The organism is Deltaproteobacteria bacterium, from assembly GCA_016180855.1.
Taxonomy (GTDB): Bacteria; UBA10199; UBA10199; order JACPAL01; family JACPAL01; genus JACPAL01.
The window spans coordinates 16,558-33,672 of record JACPAL010000016.1 but is presented as its reverse complement, the minus strand read 5'-3'; the positions used below and the strand labels follow the sequence as shown (position 1 = coordinate 33,672).

20 protein-coding genes and 1 tRNA gene are annotated in these 17,115 nt (G+C 50.9%); 12 read left to right on the top strand and 9 right to left on the bottom strand.

Going from position 1 to position 17,115, the window contains the following annotated elements; genetic code table 11:
• Position 1: 1 nt before the first annotated feature.
• Positions 2–874, bottom strand: coding sequence for a protoheme IX farnesyltransferase (gene cyoE / locus HYT77_08565; protein ID MBI2068048.1), 873 nt, complete (start codon positions 872–874; stop codon positions 2–4).
• A complete protein-coding gene (locus HYT77_08560) occupies positions 871–1,731 on the bottom strand; it encodes a COX15/CtaA family protein (GenBank protein MBI2068047.1) in 861 nt (286 codons plus the stop codon). Before HYT77_08560 ends, cyoE begins: the two co-directional genes overlap by 4 nt.
• 99 nt (positions 1,732–1,830) lie before the next feature.
• Between HYT77_08560 and HYT77_08555 the strand changes: the two genes are divergently transcribed.
• Genes HYT77_08555 through HYT77_08535 form a run of 5 tightly spaced genes read left to right on the top strand, consistent with a single transcriptional unit; the run spans position 1,831 to position 5,599 of the window.
• Complete coding sequence (locus HYT77_08555) at positions 1,831–2,601, top strand: cytochrome c oxidase subunit II (GenBank protein MBI2068046.1); 771 nt, start codon at positions 1,831–1,833, stop codon at positions 2,599–2,601.
• The gene (locus HYT77_08550) at positions 2,598–4,313 is read left to right on the top strand and encodes a cbb3-type cytochrome c oxidase subunit I (GenBank protein ID MBI2068045.1); all 1,716 of its coding nucleotides are present in this window, start codon (positions 2,598–2,600) and stop codon (positions 4,311–4,313) included. The genes HYT77_08555 and HYT77_08550 overlap by 4 nt, the downstream gene beginning before the upstream one ends.
• Complete coding sequence (locus HYT77_08545) at positions 4,306–4,905, top strand: cytochrome c oxidase subunit 3 (GenBank protein MBI2068044.1); 600 nt, start codon at positions 4,306–4,308, stop codon at positions 4,903–4,905. Before HYT77_08550 ends, HYT77_08545 begins: the two co-directional genes overlap by 8 nt.
• Before the next feature lie 18 nt (positions 4,906–4,923).
• The gene (locus HYT77_08540; protein ID MBI2068043.1) at positions 4,924–5,232 is read left to right on the top strand and encodes a cytochrome C oxidase subunit IV family protein; all 309 of its coding nucleotides are present in this window, start codon (positions 4,924–4,926) and stop codon (positions 5,230–5,232) included.
• Positions 5,222–5,599, top strand: a complete 378-nt coding sequence (locus HYT77_08535) for a hypothetical protein (protein MBI2068042.1) — start codon at positions 5,222–5,224, stop codon at positions 5,597–5,599. The genes HYT77_08540 and HYT77_08535 overlap by 11 nt, the downstream gene beginning before the upstream one ends.
• Here HYT77_08535 and pgeF read toward each other — a convergent pair.
• The 4 genes from pgeF to HYT77_08515 form a co-directional block, all read right to left on the bottom strand.
• Positions 5,583–6,233 carry a peptidoglycan editing factor PgeF gene (gene pgeF, locus HYT77_08530; GenBank protein ID MBI2068041.1) on the bottom strand — a complete coding sequence of 217 codons (651 nt, stop codon included), beginning with the start codon at positions 6,231–6,233 and terminating at the stop codon, positions 5,583–5,585. The genes HYT77_08535 and pgeF overlap by 17 nt on opposite strands.
• Positions 6,230–7,213, bottom strand: coding sequence for an SDR family oxidoreductase (locus HYT77_08525; protein MBI2068040.1), 984 nt, complete (start codon positions 7,211–7,213; stop codon positions 6,230–6,232). The genes pgeF and HYT77_08525 overlap by 4 nt, the downstream gene beginning before the upstream one ends.
• Positions 7,210–8,952, bottom strand: coding sequence for a 1-acyl-sn-glycerol-3-phosphate acyltransferase (locus HYT77_08520; GenBank protein ID MBI2068039.1), 1,743 nt, complete (start codon positions 8,950–8,952; stop codon positions 7,210–7,212). The genes HYT77_08525 and HYT77_08520 overlap by 4 nt, the downstream gene beginning before the upstream one ends.
• Positions 8,953–9,013: 61 nt before the next feature.
• Positions 9,014–10,222 carry an ATP-binding protein gene (locus HYT77_08515; protein ID MBI2068038.1) on the bottom strand — a complete coding sequence of 403 codons (1,209 nt, stop codon included), beginning with the start codon at positions 10,220–10,222 and terminating at the stop codon, positions 9,014–9,016.
• Positions 10,223–10,549: 327 nt separating this feature from the next.
• Between HYT77_08515 and HYT77_08510 the strand changes: the two genes are divergently transcribed.
• Positions 10,550–11,854 (top strand): dicarboxylate/amino acid:cation symporter, encoded by a 1,305-nt coding sequence (locus tag HYT77_08510; GenBank protein ID MBI2068037.1) that lies wholly within the window; start codon positions 10,550–10,552, stop codon positions 11,852–11,854.
• On the opposite strand, the gene HYT77_08505 is transcribed toward HYT77_08510, so the two are convergent.
• Positions 11,855–12,619: a urate hydroxylase PuuD gene (locus HYT77_08505; GenBank protein ID MBI2068036.1), complete on the bottom strand. Its 765-nt coding sequence runs from the start codon at positions 12,617–12,619 to the stop codon at positions 11,855–11,857.
• A gap of 181 nt (positions 12,620–12,800) precedes the next feature.
• On the opposite strand from HYT77_08505, the gene HYT77_08500 reads away from it, so the two are divergent.
• On the top strand, positions 12,801–13,037 hold the full coding sequence (locus tag HYT77_08500) for a hypothetical protein (GenBank protein MBI2068035.1): 237 nt from the start codon (positions 12,801–12,803) through the stop codon (positions 13,035–13,037).
• Positions 13,038–13,092: 55 nt separating this feature from the next.
• On the opposite strand, the gene HYT77_08495 is transcribed toward HYT77_08500, so the two are convergent.
• Positions 13,093–13,860: an ABC transporter permease gene (locus tag HYT77_08495; protein MBI2068034.1), complete on the bottom strand. Its 768-nt coding sequence runs from the start codon at positions 13,858–13,860 to the stop codon at positions 13,093–13,095.
• Positions 13,857–14,594: an ABC transporter ATP-binding protein gene (locus HYT77_08490; protein MBI2068033.1), complete on the bottom strand. Its 738-nt coding sequence runs from the start codon at positions 14,592–14,594 to the stop codon at positions 13,857–13,859. Before HYT77_08490 ends, HYT77_08495 begins: the two co-directional genes overlap by 4 nt.
• A 133-nt stretch (positions 14,595–14,727) precedes the next feature.
• Here HYT77_08490 and HYT77_08485 point away from each other — a divergent pair, with 133 nt between their 5' ends.
• The 5 genes from HYT77_08485 to HYT77_08465 all read left to right on the top strand — a co-directional run bounded on the left by HYT77_08485 (position 14,728) and on the right by HYT77_08465 (position 17,090).
• Positions 14,728–15,378 carry a protein-L-isoaspartate(D-aspartate) O-methyltransferase gene (locus tag HYT77_08485; GenBank protein ID MBI2068032.1) on the top strand — a complete coding sequence of 217 codons (651 nt, stop codon included), beginning with the start codon at positions 14,728–14,730 and terminating at the stop codon, positions 15,376–15,378.
• A gap of 100 nt (positions 15,379–15,478) precedes the next feature.
• Positions 15,479–16,048: a LysM peptidoglycan-binding domain-containing M23 family metallopeptidase gene (locus tag HYT77_08480; GenBank protein ID MBI2068031.1), complete on the top strand. Its 570-nt coding sequence runs from the start codon at positions 15,479–15,481 to the stop codon at positions 16,046–16,048.
• A 42-nt stretch (positions 16,049–16,090) separates the two neighbouring features.
• Entirely contained in the window at positions 16,091–16,606 is a 516-nt protein-coding gene (locus tag HYT77_08475) for an adenine phosphoribosyltransferase (protein MBI2068030.1), read from the top strand.
• Between the two features lie 12 nt (positions 16,607–16,618).
• A tRNA-Arg gene (locus tag HYT77_08470) sits at positions 16,619–16,690 on the top strand.
• A 109-nt stretch (positions 16,691–16,799) separates the two neighbouring features.
• Positions 16,800–17,090, top strand: coding sequence for an integration host factor subunit beta (locus tag HYT77_08465; protein MBI2068029.1), 291 nt, complete (start codon positions 16,800–16,802; stop codon positions 17,088–17,090).
• Positions 17,091–17,115 lie beyond the last annotated feature (25 nt).

The window sequence follows — 17,115 nt, the reverse complement described above, 5'->3', positions numbered from 1 at the left end:
CTTATTTTCCAATAACGAGGGTGATCAACAACACCGGAAGGTAGATAACCGAGGCAAAGAAAAGGGTTCTGGCCCAAGGCCTCAAGGCCCTTTTTTTTATTCCGGAGAGGGCAATCCATAGAAAGAGGAGACCGGTCAGGGAGGCGACCGTGAAGTAAAGAGGGCCGGCTATGCCCAACAGATTCGGATAGAGGCTGATCGCCACTAACCCAATGGAGTAACGCACGATCCACCTCTTCGTCTCCTCATTGCCTGCCTCCAGCGGCAGGATCCGGATCCCCCCCTTCGCATATTCCTCCTTATAAAGAAGGGCGATCGCCAGGAAGTGAGGGATCTGCCACAGGAAGAGGATGAAGAAGAGGACCAATCCAGGTCCGCTGATCGAGCCGGTTGCTGCGGTCCATCCCATAAGGGGTGGGATTGCCCCTGGAATCGCCCCTATGAAGAGGGCTACGAGGCTCCGCCTTTTAAGAGGTGTATAAAACAAGACGTAACTGATAAAGGCGGTCAGGCCAAGCAAGGCGGTCAGCTGGTTGACCTGTTTGAACAACAGGACGGTTGAGCAGATTGCAAAAAAAATCCCCATCCAAAGGGCGATCTGAGGAGAAAGCCTCTTGGCAGGGAGGGGGCGATCCATCGTCCTCTCCATGAGCGCATCGACATCCCTCTCCAGATACATGTTGAGGGCATTCGCGGCGCCGACAAGGAGGGCGGTTCCCGCAAGTGTCATTATGAGGAGGGAGCGGTCAAGGGGGAGGGGGGATATTCCGAGGCCGGCGGCCGTCGTTAACAGGACAAGAAAGGTAATGCGCGGCTTCGTGAGGGCCCAGAGATCCGATACCTTCCCCGACAGAGACGGGAGATCCAGAATCATCTGAGCCTTTCGTGGGCCGTCATGAGGCTTCCAATGAGCAATACGGCAATGGCGAGATGGGCTGTCAACGGGATCAATCCAAGCAGCATTTGAATACTCAAGATTCCCAGAACAGTTTGAGAGAGGAGAAGTAGCGGGATTGCCGAAAGGACTGCCTTTGTCAGGTCATCGCTTATTTTCCAATAAAGAAAGGGGAGGGGGATTGAAAGCAGGAGGAGGACAACCGCCATCAACCGATGCAGCATATGGATCTGACGACCCCAACTGTCGATCGGCCACCAGGAACCGTAGCACATCGGTATATCAGGGCAGAGGAGACCCGATCCGCTGTGGCGGACAAAGGCGCCGAGGAGAATCTGAAGAAAAAGGAGGGCGATCATGAGTTTTATAAACTGAGTTGACGGGGGCGTACCCTTCCTCGCCTCAGAAAAACTTTTAGGACTCCTTAAAGTTAAAACTATCAGGAGTAGCGTTGAAAAAAAGATCATCGACATTCCGAGATGGGCGGTTGAGACGAGATCGGACAGTTTGTAGAGGACGGTGATTCCACCCAGGACCCCCTGAAAGATTACGAGAAAGAGGGCAGCTAGGCCAAGTCGGTGGAGCCCTCTGTTGTTTGGGAATTCTTGTCTCAGAAAAACGGCCAAGATAATCGTCAACAGGCCGACCATCGCAGCCAGCAGACGGTGACCGTGTTCAACAGCGATGTTCCCTTTCATCTCGGGGAAGAGACTTCCGTAACAGAGAGGCCAGTCGGGGCAGGCAAGGCTCGAGTCAGTCCCATGCACAATACCACCGAGCAGGATGAGACAGAAGGTGAGAAGCGTGATTACCAGTGCCAATTTTCTTGATTTCATTCTGATGATTTGAGTTGCTAGCACCTCGCCTTTTTTTCATCAAGCGACTGTTTTGTTGACGTAAAAAAAACAGTATGGTAGCGCGGCGAGTTCATTTTTATGGAGACAACAGGTTACGGTTGGGGTTTTCCACCGAGTCTTTCGACACAGAGTCCGGCGATCGATCAGTTGATCAACGTTGTCCACTGGTTTGCCGCCGTCCTGTTTGTCGGCTGGGGCCTCTTTCTACTCTATTCGCTGATCCGATTCCGTGCGAAACCCGGCCAGAGGGCCAGTTATGAATCGGCCAAGTCACGACTTCCCAAATATCTTGAGATCGGCGTCGTCCTGTTTGAGATTTTTCTCTTGATCGGTCTCTCGTTCCCGATCTGGTCAAAATACAAATCGGAATTTCCGCGGGAACAGGATTCGCTTGTCATTCGTGTTGTTGCCCAGCAATTCGCCTGGAACATTCATTATCCGGGACGAGACGGTGTTTTTGGAGGAACGGACCCCCGTTTTATCAGCGATGCAGATCCGATCGGTTTAAATCCGGATGATCCGGCAGGCAAGGATGATATCGTCTCGGTTGGCTGGCTCCATTTCCCCGTCCACAAACCGGTCATTGCCCATATTACGTCCAAAGATGTCATTCACAGTTTTTCGATCCCGGTTTTACGGGTCAAGCAAGACGCCGTTCCGGGGATGGTCGTTCCGATCTGGTGGGAGGCGACACAGACAGGGCAGTATGAAATCATGTGCGCCCAGCTCTGTGGAGTCGGCCATACCCTGATGCGGGGTTTTGTAAGTATTGATACGCCGGAGGAGTATGAGGTCTGGATGAAGGAGCAGGAGAGTTATCTGGAGACACAACCGGGGGGACAGCTATGAGTGAAGATCACGGTGAACATTTAGGCTTTCTTCGACGCACTGTTTTTTCGGTTGATCACAAGGTGATCGGCCTCCAGTATGGCCTCACCGGACTTGTTTTTCTCTTTTTCGGTTTTTGTCTCATGATGCTCATGCGTTGGCAGCTCGCCTATCCGGGTGAGCCGCTCCCGTGGATTGGAGGCTTGTTTAGCGAGACGACAATGCCGGGTGGTATGATGCTTCCCGAATTTTATAATTCGCTCGGTGCCATGCACGGAACGATCATGGTTTTCTTGGGGGTTGTCCCGCTTGCGGTGGGGGGCTTTGGAAACTATCTCGTTCCGCTCCAGATCGGTGCCCCCGATATGGCATTCCCCAAGCTGAATGCCGCCAGCTACTGGTGCTACTTCGTCGGTGGCGTTGTGATGCTCACGAGTTTTTTTGTGCCAGGAGGGGCGGCCAATTCCGGTTGGACCTCCTACCCCCCCTTATCGGATATCGCGACGACCGGTCAGACCGTTTGGCTCTTCGGCATGGTAGCGTTGATCACCTCGTCATTGCTCGGATCGGTTAATTTTATTGTCACCATTGTTCAGCTCCGCGCGAAAGGGCTTACGTTCTTCAGGCTCCCATTTTTCGTCTGGGCGCAGTTTGTTACTTCGTTTCTGCTTTTGCTTGCCTTTCCGCCCCTCGAGGCGGCCGGTGTCCTGCAACTGATGGATCGTCTGGCCGGAACGAGTTTTTTTCTGCCAAGCGGTCTTGTCGTGAGTGGGATGCCTCTCCCGGTAAGTGGCGGGGGAAACCCGATCCTTTGGCAGCACCTTTTCTGGTTTCTGGCCCATCCGGAGGTCTATGTCCTGATCCTGCCTGCCATGGGGATTGTGACCGAAATTATTGTCACGAATACACGCAAGCCTCTTTATGGTTACAAGACGATTGTCGGTGCCTCCCTCTTTTTGGGTTTCATGTCGTTCCTTGTCTGGGCGCATCATATGTTCATGACCGGGATGGGGACTGCGATTTCAAATTTCTTTCAGGTCACAACAATGATCATCTCGATCCCCTCCGTTATCATCCTGACGGTCCTTGTCTTAACCCTTTGGGGAGGATCGATCCGTTATACCGTGCCGATGCACTTTGCCCTGGCATTTCTGCCGATGTTCGCCATCGGTGGATTGACCGGACTTCCTCTTGGGCTGGCGGCTTCGGATATTCACCTCCACGACACCTATTATGTGATTGGTCACTTTCATTATGTTGTGGCCCCAGGGACCTTGCTGGCGCTGTTTGCCGGTGTTTACCACTGGTATCCAAAGGTGACGGGCCGATTTATGAATGAGACTTTAGGCAAGATCCATTTTTGGGGCTCATTTCTTTGCTTAAACGGGGTTTTCTTCCCGATGTTCATTCAGGGAATTGCCGGCGCCTCGCGACGTCTACATACACCAACGATGTATGCCCATGCCCAGGGTCTTCAGGGGACAAATGTTTTCATGTCCTATTCCGCATGGATTCTTGGATTGGTTCAGCTCCTCTTTGTTATCAATTTTTTCTGGAGCCTTAAGAAGGGGAGACAGGCCCCCGAGAATCCATGGCAGGCAACAACCCTTGAATGGGCTACGCCAACGCCTCCGCCCCACGGAAATTTTTTGAAGGAACCGGAGGTGAACCGTGGGCCGTATGAGTACAGTGTTCCAGGAGAGAAGGAGGATTTCATACCTCAAAATGTCTAACTCACTCATTCATCATATTGAAGATCCTCATCCGGTTACAGGGGTTACCAATTCCAAACTGGGGGTCTGGCTGTTTTTGGCCTCCGAGGTGATGCTTTTTGGCGCCCTCTTTTCGACTTATATTATCCTTCGGGTTGGAAGCCTGAACTGGCCGGAAGGCTCCTCCATTCTCAATGTTCCCCTTGCGACACTTAATACGATGGTGTTGATCAGTTCGAGTGTCACGATGGTGATGGCTTGGGCCTCGCTCATGATGAACCGGTTTGACCGCTATCGTCTCTTCATGGCTTCGACGATCCTCCTTTCCTTTGGCTTTTTAATTATCAAGTACTTTGAATACACGGCCAAATTTCACCACGGCCTCTTCCCCTCAAAAAACACCTTTCTTGCCATTTATTTCACCTTGACCGGTCTGCACGGCCTGCACGTAATGGGGGGAATTTTGGTCAATACCTATCTGCTATTTCCGGGGGCGGCTCTTTGGAAGAGCAACCCCAAGCAGTTCGCTGGCCGTGTTGAGGCAGCGGGGCTCTACTGGCATTTTGTCGATCTCGTGTGGATATTCCTGTTTCCTGTGCTGTACCTTTTGTAAGAGAGCGGGAGGATGCTTATGTCTCATGAGGGTCTCTTTGATGTTAAAAAGCATGTCCGGATCTACATCTCCGTGTTTGTTGCCTTGGCGGCGTTGACGCTTGTAACGGTGTCAGTCTCCTACCTGGATCTCTCCACAAAGGGGGCGATTGCGGTTGCGCTCATCATTGCGACCGTGAAGGGGTCGCTCGTGGCGAGTTACTTTATGCACCTGATTTCAGAGAGAAAACTTATCTACTGGGTCCTGACCCTGACCGTTTTATTCTTTGTGGCCTTGCTCCTCTTGCCAGTTGCGACCGATCAGGATATGTTAAGGCATGTCCCTTAAATCATTTCATATCGCTTTTATTACGATTTCAGCGGCACTAGGACTCTTTTTGATCGTCCAAAATTTCAGTACTCTGCTGACCTCTTTTGGCATTCTCCTGCTTGTGGCGCTTATTCCGTACGGTTTTTATTTCTTAAAAAAGATGAAGACGCTCTCCATGATCACTGTTTTGGCCCCGCTTCTTTTTTGTGAGAGATCGGTCTGGGCCTGCTCCGTCTGCTTCGGGGGAAACTCTTCGCTCGTTCGTGGTGCCAAGATGGGGGTCCTCTTTTTGGTACTCTTGGTGGGGACTGTTTTGTTTTTTATTGGAAGTATCGCCTGTTCGTGGATCCGAAGGGAATCTTCTTTAACTACAACAAGCCGATAAAATTCACCATCCGCTTGTCCGTCTTTCCCTCACGCCGGTAGGAATGAAACAGGTCCGGACGACAGTGGGTGCAGAGATCAATCTGATCAATCTTTTCCGGTTTGACTCCTGCTGCAATGAACTCGTCACGATTGGCCCGGCCGATATCCAGGAGCCACTTCGTCTCCGATTTTCGCGTTAAAAAAGAGGGGTGGTTCGGGAATTTTTTTTGAAACGGGAGGGCGACCTCCTTTTCAACTTCATAACATCTCCCGCCGATACAGGGGCCCAAGGCAACAGACAAATTTTCAACGGAACCACCCCGCTTGGTAATCTCTTCACAGGCCGTCCTGGCAATCTTCTCGAGCGTTCCCCTCCAGCCGGCGTGGGCCGCGACAATAATTCTCTTTTTCGGTTCCACCATGAGGATTGGCAGGCAATCGGCGGTTTTGACGCCGATCCGTGTCCCTTTCTTCTCGGTCATGAGGATGTCATAACCCGGCTTTTCGATCTCGCGGTCCTCCTCAACAAAATAGAGGTAGGTTCCATGCACCTGTTTGACCGTGACAACATCGCTTGGGATCTTGTCGTCAGCCAACGTCCCAAAGGCATGATTAATGAAAGAGAATGTGGTAAGGAGCGGTGACTGAATCATGTGAGATAGCCGTTTGCCTTATACCAGTCGTAGGTCTTTTGAACTGTTTTTTTAAAGGGGGTGACCTGGTATCCCAGTTCCCGGATTGCCTTCTTGGAAGAGTAATAACAGGGAAGGCTCGCAACCCTCACCGCCTCCGGCGTGTAGCGCGGGCGTTTTTTCATCAGTTTTGAAGACCCCTCCTCCAGGAGGGCGAGTGTCTTCATCAGGGGAAGAGGAATTTTCCATTTTGGAGGAGATCCCTGAACGGTTTCGGCAATGAGCCGAAACAACTCTCTCCATCTGAAATTTTCACCCCCCAGGATATAACGTTCCCCCTTCCTCCCTTTCTCAAGCGCCTCAACATGACCATCGGCCACATCCTCCACATCGCAGGTGCAACAGCCGCCGTCGAAATAAAATGGCATCTTTCCGCGAGCAATCTGGCAGACCATGGCGCCGGCATGGAGATGAATATCACCAGCCCCGAAGACAACGGCCGGATTGACAATGACGGCATCGAGGCCTCTGGCAATCCCGCTCCGGACCTCCTCTTCCGCCAGAAATTTTGAGTCGTTGTAATTGATCCGATACGGTCCCCAGTTATAGGAGAGCGCTTCATCGACGACTTGACCCTCTTCTCCAAAACCGATTGCGGCGATTGAACTCGTATGGACGAGCCGGGTAACCCGTTCTTTGAGGCAGGCCCGAACGATGTTTTGCGTCCCCTCAATATTGATCCGGTTTTGAAGCTCTCTCTCCCCCTTCCAGTAGGAGATATGTCCGGCAATGTGGAATACCGCCTCACACCCCTTGATGGCGGTTAAAATCGAGTCAAGATCCGTTACGTCTCCCAACACCGATTCGAGAGGGAGTCCCTCCAGGAGTTTTGTCGGAGAGTTTTTGCGGCGCAGGATACGAACCGAGTGTCGCTTTTCCAGGAGTTTGCGGACAACGTGGGAGCCGACAAAACCGCTGGCTCCGGTCACAAGAACCCTCATGCCGATCTCCTCGCCTGTTCCTGCCGAACAATTCTTTTGAGCTCCGTTCCACGGTACCGGAACATCTGATCCGTAACCTGTTCAGAGAGATCCGTCAGATTTCCCCTCTCCGTGAGGCGGGCGACGAGTTCTTTAAGGAAGGGGGCCCTCTCCACGAAAGGAAGGGTGAAAATTCGGTCCAGAATAATAAAGGGAAGAAAGTTTTCCTCCTGATCGGCCTGTTTTAAAAGCCCCTGGAGTTTCAATTGTTGCTCCTTGGAGGCAATCGAATCTTTTCTTGAATCTTCCAGAAAACGACGTTTCAGGGTTTCGTTGATTCCGGTTGCCTTGACGAGCCCGCGATTGATTTCCCGGTGGATCCGCCCGGTCAACTCCAGATATTTTTGTCCTGATTTTTCAACCTCCCGAACGTCGTCCGAAGTGAGTGTCAAAATCTCGCCGACATGACACTCGACAACCCCTTCCGTCTGGATCTTGAAGGAACCTTTCGGGAGTATCGTGGCATCGCCGTTGATACCGATAAAAACAAGATGCAGGGGAACGCCTTTGTCACGCAGCGCAATCGCCGCATCCGCGGCAAGGTAGGCACAACCTTTTTTAAGATGGCCGAGCTCTTTTTTAAGGGAATTGAGACCACCGGTCGTGTAGTAGCCCGCATCGAGGCGCTCCCCAAGCGATCCGTAGTTCGGGAGGGCGCGTGTTCCTTGCGGATAGAGTGCGAGGTCGATCTCCTTCCCAACAATTTTTTCGGAGGCGTCGGAGACGGCGAGCTGTCCCTTTCCCTGACGATCGACAAAGACCATATCGACGCTCTCTACCAATTTTCCGATCCCAAAGCCGTTGTAAACGAGGGCATTATCGACGAGATGATCCTTGGCCGCCATGTAGCGAGGGCGAAGGGAACGGCCGTCGGCCAACTGGGCAGAACTCAACGCAAAGAAATTGAAGACAAAATCAAGGTAGGTTTTATGATTGAAGACGAGAATAATTTTCCCTGAAAGGCTCTTCAGTTTTTCGGATCCCGTAACCGTCATCTTGGCGTGAAAGAGTTGAAGCATCCGGGAACCCCAGAGTGAGGCCATGACGTCAAACACCTCCCTCCCATATTCCTTTCCCAAGACCTCGAGGGCCCGGAAGGCACTTCGTGCAAAGAGGGCGGTGTCATACGCCCCATGAATCCAGGTCCAATAGGTCTGTCTCTGAGGGCGACCGGTTAAGTAGGAGACATTGGTCGGATCGACTGTTCTCTCCGCCCTGGTCGGGATCGGAATCGCCCCCGGCCCCAGCCTTTCATAATAATGGTCAAAAAACTCCTGGGGGTGTACGTGCGGGTTGATCCTCATGAATTCGGTCATTTGAAGGCCGATGGCGACATGTCGGCGGTAGGTCCAGAGGGAGAGGAGGGCAAAAACTGTGTGGTAGAAGAGGCTCAAGAAGAGGTCCCCCCGAATGGAGGGGTCCCAGGAGACCATGAGGGTCGCCTCATAGACGGCCGTTCCCATCATATAGAGACCGATCGTATAGTCGCGGAAGTGGCCTGTGGCGTACTCGATCCGTCCCGCAAGATGGTTCAGAGAACGGAGGTTTGTGTATTGGGTCAACGGGTGGAGCCGCTTCCAGTTGATGAATCGGGCATCCCAGACCCAGATCTGCCCCATTCGTCGCCAGATCTGGCTGATCGTTCCGATGATCGGGACGAGATAAATCAAGAGAACAAGCCATGGGGAGAGTGAACTCATCGGCCCCTCCTCTAAAACAAGACGGGTTTTTTAGCAACCATGGCGGGGAGGGGGGGCGATATTAAAGAAATCTTGATGCGGAAAGAAGATAGGTATTATCCCGCCCCGCCTTAACAACCCCCTGTTTGGCAATTAGCTGGATAAGGGGGATATTTCCAAGAACCACTGCATGATGGCGATTGTGAGATTCAATTTGATCCGATGAAAGTTTTGCTTCAACAAGAAAATAGGGTTTGGCATCTCGAGTCACCAAAAAATCTGTCTCTCTCCCATCACGACTTCGAACAAAGAAGAGATCAAACTTGTATTTTGTAGCTGAGGTCCAAAGATCCACTCTATTTTTGAGTTCTACCGCTACATAGTTTTCAAACCGCTTTGACGGATCTGTGACATTTGTCCAGTCAAAAAAATAAATTTTTTTCTCTTTTTTTAAGCTTCTTGATATTTTTTGGGTGTAAGGAGGCACTTGAAAGAGAATGTACGTAAAAAAGGCCGCCTGAAGATAATTTTTTGTTGCCGTGTAGCTCACCTCCAGATTCTCTCGAACGGCATTCAGCGACAAAGGAGAACCAACACGTTCGGGCAAAAGGGAAAGAAAACTTGCCACATTCTCAAGTTCATGAATCTTTGTAAGATCCCTAAGATCTTCTTTTAAAAGGGACTCAAGATACTCTTCGCGCCAATGAGAGGAAAAAACCTCGTTTGCTTTAAACAAAGGCTCTGGGAAACCACCAAATTGAAGGAGTTGTTCTAAGTCTGAAGCGTGTTCCCGATCTTGAATATTTTTCTCGATAAATGTCTTGGCATCGGTATCAGGCAGATCCAGTGGGCGTCCTTCCATTTCAAAAAGGGAAATCGGTAAGAGACGAAAAAGAAAGTAGCGACCTGAAAGAGAGTCACCCGACCTCCGAAAAAGGTCTAGCCGGGCGCTACCCGTGACAATGAAATGATAACGATCTTCAAACGAATCAAAGAGGTCCTTCAAGATGTTCTTCCATTTTGGATATTTGTGAATTTCATCAAAGCAGATCCAGGTCTCTCCTTGCTTTTTCTCTTTCAGAACATCTGAATGGAAAAAATGTGGGTCTTTCTTAAAATGGGTGCGGAGGGTGCGTTGGTCCCAATTATAGTAAAATATCCCCGATTTTTTGGATTCCAAAAAAGACCGGGCTAGTGTTGTCTTGCCAACTTGCCTAGGCCCAGCAACAAATCTCATCTGCCGTCCAAAAAGTGGATCAAAGCAAACCTCTTCTAGGGCCCGATGGAACACTATGATATTTTTATCTAATAAATAAAAATAGTCAAGACAAAATCACCTGTGTGGGTAAAAATGACCTGGCCCCTCGCTAAAGTTGGGGAAAGTGAACTCATCGGTCCCTCCTTTAAAACAAGTGTTTTTTAAGAGGTTTTTTTAGCAACCGGTCATGCGCCTGCGGCGCACCAATCAGGAATGAAAATGGCCGCTGTTTGGTGACAGGCACGCGTGGAACACTTTGATTTATAATCAGAATCAAATAATTTTTGCCGAAGGAACATTTTCTAGACAACTAAAATATTTCTTTCCTTGTGTCGGGTGACTTACTATAAGCGCTAATCGATGCCTCGTCATACCCGGATCCTTCTCGGTCTCGTTATTGGTGGACTGCTTGGTATCGCCTCCAACCTCTGGCTCCCCGCTGACCTTGTTTCCACGGTTATCAAGTATGCTGCCTATCCGGCCGGGCAGATTTTTCTCCGATTGATTTTCATGCTCGTTGTCCCGCTCGTTGTCTCGGCGCTCATCATGGGGATTGCCGAGCTGGGGGAGGTGAAGAGCCTCGGACGGGTTGGAATCAAGACGCTGTTTTATACGATCATTGCGAGCTCGATCTCCGTTGTCCTTGGGATTACGCTCGTCCATTGGATTCAACCGGGGCACGGACTCGATTCGGCGACCCAAGCTCGACTGATGACCGAATTCCAGGGGCCGGCCCAACAAGCGGTTACCTTTGCGCAGAAGTCAAAGGACCCGATCGATATCATCCTTTCCCTCATACCCAAAAATCCGATTGCGGCGGCGACCCAGGCCTTGGAAGGAGAGATGCTCGCCCTCATGGTCTTTTCGCTCTTCTTTGGGGTTGGGCTGATGCTGGTGGAAGAACGCGTGCGGGAACCGGTCTGCCGGTTTCTGGAAGGGGTTCGGGATGTCTCGATGCGACTCATTGATCTTGTCATGGATTTTGCCCCGTTTGGTGTCGCCGGCCTTGTTTATACGATGACGGGACGTTTTGGGCATGAGATCCTGGGACATATCGCCTTGTATGTCGCTGTTGTGATTGGTGGGCTTCTCATTCAGCAGTTTATTGTTTATTCGACGCTGCTTCGGCTTCTCGGTGGTCTTTCCCCCCGCTGGTTTTTTTCCAATATCAAAGAAGTGATGTTGACCGCCTTTTCAACGGCCTCCAGTAATGCCACGTTGCCGGTGACACTCGAGGTGGCCGAGAGGAATCTCAAATTACCGCGCAAACTCGCAACCTTTGTTCTCACTGTTGGTTCTACAGCGAACCAGAACGGAACGGCCCTTTTTGAGGGGGTGACGATCCTTTTTTTGGCACAAGTTTTTGGCGTTGATCTCACACTGGGACAGCAGATTACCGTCGTTCTGATGTCGATTTTAGCAGGGGTTGGGACGGCCGGTGTCCCGGGCGGTTCGATCCCTTTAATCGTTATTGTGCTTCAGACGGTCGGTGTACCGGGGGAGGGGATCGGAATCATCCTGGGCGTCGATCGTCTGCTCGATATGTGTCGCACCTGCCTCAATGTGAGCGGGGATCTGGTAATCGCCACGCTTCTCTCCAAGAGTGAAAAGGCGGCCCTTCCGCAACAGGCGTATGCAAGGTGGCTCAAGAGGCAAGAGGCTTAACTAGAATCCCTGAACCTTAGTTGCCTTCTTGAGCAGATGATGCACCCCGACGGCTCCCACAATGATCATTGCAAAGAGATACAGCTTGGTACTCGAGGCCCAGACCGTATGGGCGTTCAGCATCGTCCAGATCAGAGGGACCGAGAAATAGGTGTTCTGTCGTGAACGAACTCCTGCTTCTGCAACGAGCGCCGCATCGGGTGCCTCACCGTTCTTAACGGCAGTGATAATCTTTTGCTGAAACGGCCAGATCTTGAACCAGACGTTATACGCCATGATCGTGCCGAGGAATGTCCCGAGATGGATGTTGTAGCCACGGTAACCGAAACCGGCCCACTCATGGTAGAGACAGACAATCCCGCTGACGAGTATAAAACCAACTCCAATTGCTACCTTGGTATTTTTTGCCCAGAGATGCTTTAAAATTAGATCGTAAAGAAAAGGGCCTGAAAAGGTGACAAGCAGCATAAGGATCGCTGGAAATCCCCAACCGCCAACCGCATCCTCAAAAAGTGCCCCGCCATGGTAAAAGACGAGCATCAGCATGAGAACGCCTGTGACCCAGGTGTAGGCGGCTGCCCACCGAAACCAGAAAAGAGCCCGCGGCATCAGTTGGGGAACGACCTTCTTTTTGGTCTCCCCGTCCATCGTCCCGGCAAAAGGGCCGTTGACGAAGTTGAAGAAATAGAGATGACCGATCCAGAGCACCCCGGCGACCACATGAATCCAGCGGAACAACGACTGCAGGACATCAGAGACTTCCATAAAACCCCCTTTGAAGAAACTTAAAAAAGTTAAGTACGTTAACTACAAGATTGCGAAGGATCATATAGCCGACCCCCGATTTTTCAAGAGAAAAGAGGAGGAGGGGAGAGACTTGACCTTTCTTTTTGGATTATTTAAAGGGCCTCATCGCTTTTTCAAGGAAGAGAGGAGGTGAATTATAATGAAGAAGATTATTGGAATTCTCGTGGCTGTCATGGCCCTTTCCTCCGTTGTTGTTGCTGAGGAGGTTGCCAAGGCTGTTGAGGAGACCCCAGCCCGCAAGGCTGCTGTGGAGAAGTGCACGAAGGCAGGTAACACAGGTGCCAAACTCGATGAGTGCGTTGCCACCGAGTTGAAGGCCTCTGCTGAGAAGCCAGCTGCCCCGACCGCTGCGACTGCTGCGAAGCCAGCAAACTAGTTGACTAGCTAGTCAAGGAACGGGCCCGGCTGCATAGTCGGGTCCGTTTTGTTTTTTATACCACCAACCTCTTCAACATCCTTTTAATAGCCCAATGTGAGATAAAATAGGCGAGCAGGACAAGCCAAAGCAGATTCAAGAAAAAATTTCCCTCTCCGTAGCCGTAAAAGAGATGTCGTGCGATATTAACAGGATGCGACAGCGGGAGCAGCCAGGCAACTTGCTGAACCCACGCCGGTAGTTTGGTCAGGGGGAAAAAGGTTCCGGAGAAGAGAAACATCGGAGAGATGAAGAGGGTAAAGTAATAGGTGAAGTAGTCATAATCTTTTGCAAAGGAGGTGGCGAGCATTCCGAGACTCGCGAAGAGAATCGCCTCAACAAAGAGGACAGGGATCATCAAAAGCGCCATCCACGACTTGACGAGTCCGAGGATGATGACCGCGAGAAACATAATACCACCCGGCAGGAGTGACTTGGAGGCGGCCCAGAGGATCTCACCGGCGATCACCTCCTGCAGGTTGACCGGTGTGGAGGCGATTGAGTGATAGGTCTTTTGCCGCTCCATTCGGGTAAATGAACTATAGGTTGTTTCAAATGAGGCCGACTCCATCACGGCCGAACAGATCAAGGCCGGTCCCAACCACTGGATGTAAGACATTCCTTCGATCTGCTCGACGAACGCCCCTAATCCGAAGCCGATCGCGGTAAAATAGAGGACCGGTTCCCCGATCGCCCCCAAAAGACTGATCCCCCAATAGCGGGACCAGACCAGAAAATCCCTGTACCAAACCTTGATTGCGTAGTGGTTGAAAAAAAAGTTCATTCGCGAAGTTCTCGTCCCGCCAATTTCAGAAAGACCTCTTCCAGATTATTGACCCCATGTTTCCGAACCAGTTCGCTTGGCTTCCCTTCTTCAATGATCCTTCCATTATCCATGATGAGGACCCGGTTGCAGAGCTCCGCCGCCTCCTCCATGTAGTGGGTTGTGAGGAGCGTCGTTACTCCTTTTTGGCCAAGACCCCTGATTCGGTCCCACATGAGCCGCCTTGCCTGGGGATCGAGGCCTGTTGTCGGTTCATCGAGGAGAAGAAGTTTTGGATTGTTCATCAAGGCCCTCGCGATCATGAGACGCCGTTTCATCCCGCCGGAGAGCTGATAGATCTCCTCTCCCTTTTTATCCCCCAGGTGGAAGAAATCGAGAAGCTCTTCCGCCCTGTTTCTTGCGATCTGTCGAGGGATATCAAAGTAGTGGGCGTAAACGAGGAGGTTTTGCATAACGGTCAGTTCCGGATCGAGGCTGTCCTCCTGTGGGGCGACCCCCAGATTTCTCTTGATCTCCCTCAGATGATCCGGAAGCTTCCATCCCAGAATCTCCAGAGATCCTTCCGTTGGGGTTGAAAATCCATAGATCATCTTGAGTGTTGTTGTCTTTCCGGCTCCATTGGGTCCAAGAAAACCGAGACATTCCCCCTCGCCCACATAAAAGTTGATCTTGTCAACCGCAAGAAGAGCCCCAAATCGTTTGGTCAGTTGATTCGCCTCTATAATCTTTTGCATCTGCGGCGCTCTCCTCGCGGCTTCGCGCGTAAAGATTATTTCTGAGCCACTCTTCCGAAAATAGCCACTATCTATTTTTTATTTAAAAAACCACTTTGATTTGAAAGAAAACCATGTTCAATCCTTAAACGGTATGGCTTATTTTTCCGTTGCACGTCGCAAAATGGTTGAGGAGCAGCTACAGGAACGCCATGTTGATGATCCTCGCGTCCTCGAGGTGATGTGCCGAATTCCCCGTCATGAATTTGTTGACCCCGGGATGGCTCGCCAGGCGTACGAGGATCGTCCTTTGCCGATCGGCTTTAAACAGACAATTTCGCAACCGTTTATAGTCGGCTTTATGACCGCCGCCTTGCAACTTCAGGGTGGAGAGAAGGTTCTTGAAATTGGAACAGGTTGTGGCTACCAAACAGCGGTCCTGTGCGAACTGGCCTCTCATGTGTACTCGATTGAGAGAATTACAGAGCTCTCCAACAAGGCGAGAAAAAATCTTTATCGATTGGGGTATATCAATTTTGAGCTAAAAATAGGGGATGGTACGCTGGGATGGCCGGAGAGGGCCCCGTTTGATACGATCCTCGTGACGGCGGGAGCGCCGGAGGTCCCTGCCTGCTATCTGCAACAGTTGAGAGAGGGTGGGCGGCTTGTCATCCCGATCGGTAATGAGGAAGAGCAGGTTCTGGTTCGTTTTCGTCGTGAAGAAAAAAAAATGGTTAAAGAGAATCTGGTGGGGTGTCGTTTTGTGAGACTCGTGGGGGAGCATGGCTGGGAACTTGAAAATTAGAATCGGCTATTTTTTTTTAGTTTATTTTGTTTTTCTTTGCGGATGCACGGACATCTACACCGCCAAGGGGCTGTACCATCGACTTCAGAAGGGGGAATCGTTGGGGGATCTGGCGGAACGGTATCATCTCCCTCTTCAAGAGCTGGCGGAGATCAATGATATTCAGGATATCTCCTCTATTAAAGAAGGGAGGTCCATTTTTATTCCTGGGGTCAAGGCAAGGAGTTTCGCCTTACTCAAAAGATCAAAACGGCGAGGCGGAGCGAGACCGGCCGATAAAATTCAGCTTTATCATGGAAAATTTGCCTGGCCGATTCATGGATCCATCTCCTCAGGATTCGGGGTCCGGAGAGGACGGCGTCATGATGGGATTGATATCAGAGCCCCTCGTGGGACGCCGATACAGGCCGCAGAGGCTGGAGAGGTCGCCTTTTCGGATCGTCTGAAAGGGTATGGGAATCTCGTTCTCCTCAAGCATTCGGGCAATTTCTACACGGTTTATGCCCACAATTCCGTCAACCTGGTTAAAAAGGGGAATCGGGTAAAAAAGGGGCAGGTGATTGCCAAGGTGGGACGGACCGGTCGTGCCACAGGCCCCCACCTTCACTTTGAGGTTCGTGAGGGGGAGAGGTCGAGAAATCCGCTTTTCTTTTTGCCAGAGAAAAAGTAGGGGTATTTCCCCTTCGTATGGGAGGAGATTAAGGAGGTATTCATGGAAGAGATTAAAAAGAAGATTCGTGATATTCCTAATTTTCCCAAGCCGGGGATTGTCTTCAAGGATATCACACCGCTGCTGGCAGACTCGCACAGTTTTCAACAGGTGATTGACGGTTTTGCCAAGCGATATGCCGACAAGGGAATCGATTATGTTGTGGCGATTGAGTCGCGTGGCTTTCTCTTTGGGGCACCGCTTGCCTATCGACTCGATGCCGGGTTTGTCCCGGTCAGAAAGAAGGGAAAGCTTCCGCATAAGACCGATTCGGTCACGTATGCCCTGGAGTATGGTACCGATACGCTCGAGATCCATCAGGATGCGGTTCATGAAGGAAGCCGGGTGCTTGTGATCGATGATGTCCTTGCAACGGGTGGTACGGCCCGGGCGACCTGTGAGCTTGTTGAGAAGACCGGAGGGAAAGTTGTTGAATTCGCCTGCCTCATGGAGCTTGAATTCTTGAATGGCCGCGAAAAGCTCAAGGGGCATGAGATCTATTCGTTGCTGAAATATTAACAATCTGCTTTGGCCCCCATAGCACAATGGATAGTGTACGAGCCTCCGAAGCTTGGGATGCAGGTTCGATTCCTGCTGGGGGCGCAGAAAATTTGGCGTAGATGAATTTTTCAACGCTTGACAGCCTCTCTCGAAGATGTTAAATTTCTGAATAATTTTAGTATATTAGATCTCTTTTGAAGAGGGGGACGTCATGAATAAATCTAATCTTATTGAGCTTGTTTGTGTTCAAGGGAAGATGCCAAAGAAGAAGGCGGAGGATGTCGTCAATCTGATTTTTGATTCGATGGTGGAGGCGATGAAACAAGGGCACCGGGTTGAGATCCGTGGTTTGGGCAGTTTCATGGTGAAAGAGTACGGTTCTTACACCGGCCGGAATCCGAGAACGGGCGAATCGATTCAGGTCAAACCAAAAAAACTTCCATTCTTCAAGGTTGGGAAAGAGTTGCGGGAACGTGTGGACGGGAAAATAAAATCCTCTTGACCCCCTTCTCTGACTGACCTACCTA

Bases quoted from the DNA above. Each gene is read 5' to 3' on its own strand.
- cyoE (MBI2068048.1), bottom strand. From the start codon at position 874: ATGATTCTGGATCTCCCGTCTCTGTCGGGGAAGGTATCGGATCTCTGG.
- HYT77_08560 (MBI2068047.1), bottom strand. From the start codon at position 1,731: ATGAAATCAAGAAAATTGGCACTGGTAATCACGCTTCTCACCTTCTGT.
- HYT77_08555 (MBI2068046.1), top strand. From the start codon at position 1,831: ATGGAGACAACAGGTTACGGTTGGGGTTTTCCACCGAGTCTTTCGACA.
- HYT77_08550 (MBI2068045.1), top strand. From the start codon at position 2,598: ATGAGTGAAGATCACGGTGAACATTTAGGCTTTCTTCGACGCACTGTT.
- HYT77_08545 (MBI2068044.1), top strand. From the start codon at position 4,306: ATGTCTAACTCACTCATTCATCATATTGAAGATCCTCATCCGGTTACA.
- HYT77_08540 (MBI2068043.1), top strand. From the start codon at position 4,924: ATGTCTCATGAGGGTCTCTTTGATGTTAAAAAGCATGTCCGGATCTAC.
- HYT77_08535 (MBI2068042.1), top strand. From the start codon at position 5,222: ATGTCCCTTAAATCATTTCATATCGCTTTTATTACGATTTCAGCGGCA.
- pgeF (MBI2068041.1), bottom strand. From the start codon at position 6,233: ATGATTCAGTCACCGCTCCTTACCACATTCTCTTTCATTAATCATGCC.
- HYT77_08525 (MBI2068040.1), bottom strand. From the start codon at position 7,213: ATGAGGGTTCTTGTGACCGGAGCCAGCGGTTTTGTCGGCTCCCACGTT.
- HYT77_08520 (MBI2068039.1), bottom strand. From the start codon at position 8,952: ATGAGTTCACTCTCCCCATGGCTTGTTCTCTTGATTTATCTCGTCCCG.
- HYT77_08510 (MBI2068037.1), top strand. From the start codon at position 10,550: ATGCCTCGTCATACCCGGATCCTTCTCGGTCTCGTTATTGGTGGACTG.
- HYT77_08505 (MBI2068036.1), bottom strand. From the start codon at position 12,619: ATGGAAGTCTCTGATGTCCTGCAGTCGTTGTTCCGCTGGATTCATGTG.
- HYT77_08500 (MBI2068035.1), top strand. From the start codon at position 12,801: ATGAAGAAGATTATTGGAATTCTCGTGGCTGTCATGGCCCTTTCCTCC.
- HYT77_08495 (MBI2068034.1), bottom strand. From the start codon at position 13,860: ATGAACTTTTTTTTCAACCACTACGCAATCAAGGTTTGGTACAGGGAT.
- HYT77_08490 (MBI2068033.1), bottom strand. From the start codon at position 14,594: ATGCAAAAGATTATAGAGGCGAATCAACTGACCAAACGATTTGGGGCT.
- HYT77_08485 (MBI2068032.1), top strand. From the start codon at position 14,728: ATGGCTTATTTTTCCGTTGCACGTCGCAAAATGGTTGAGGAGCAGCTA.
- HYT77_08475 (MBI2068030.1), top strand. From the start codon at position 16,091: ATGGAAGAGATTAAAAAGAAGATTCGTGATATTCCTAATTTTCCCAAG.
- HYT77_08465 (MBI2068029.1), top strand. From the start codon at position 16,800: ATGAATAAATCTAATCTTATTGAGCTTGTTTGTGTTCAAGGGAAGATG.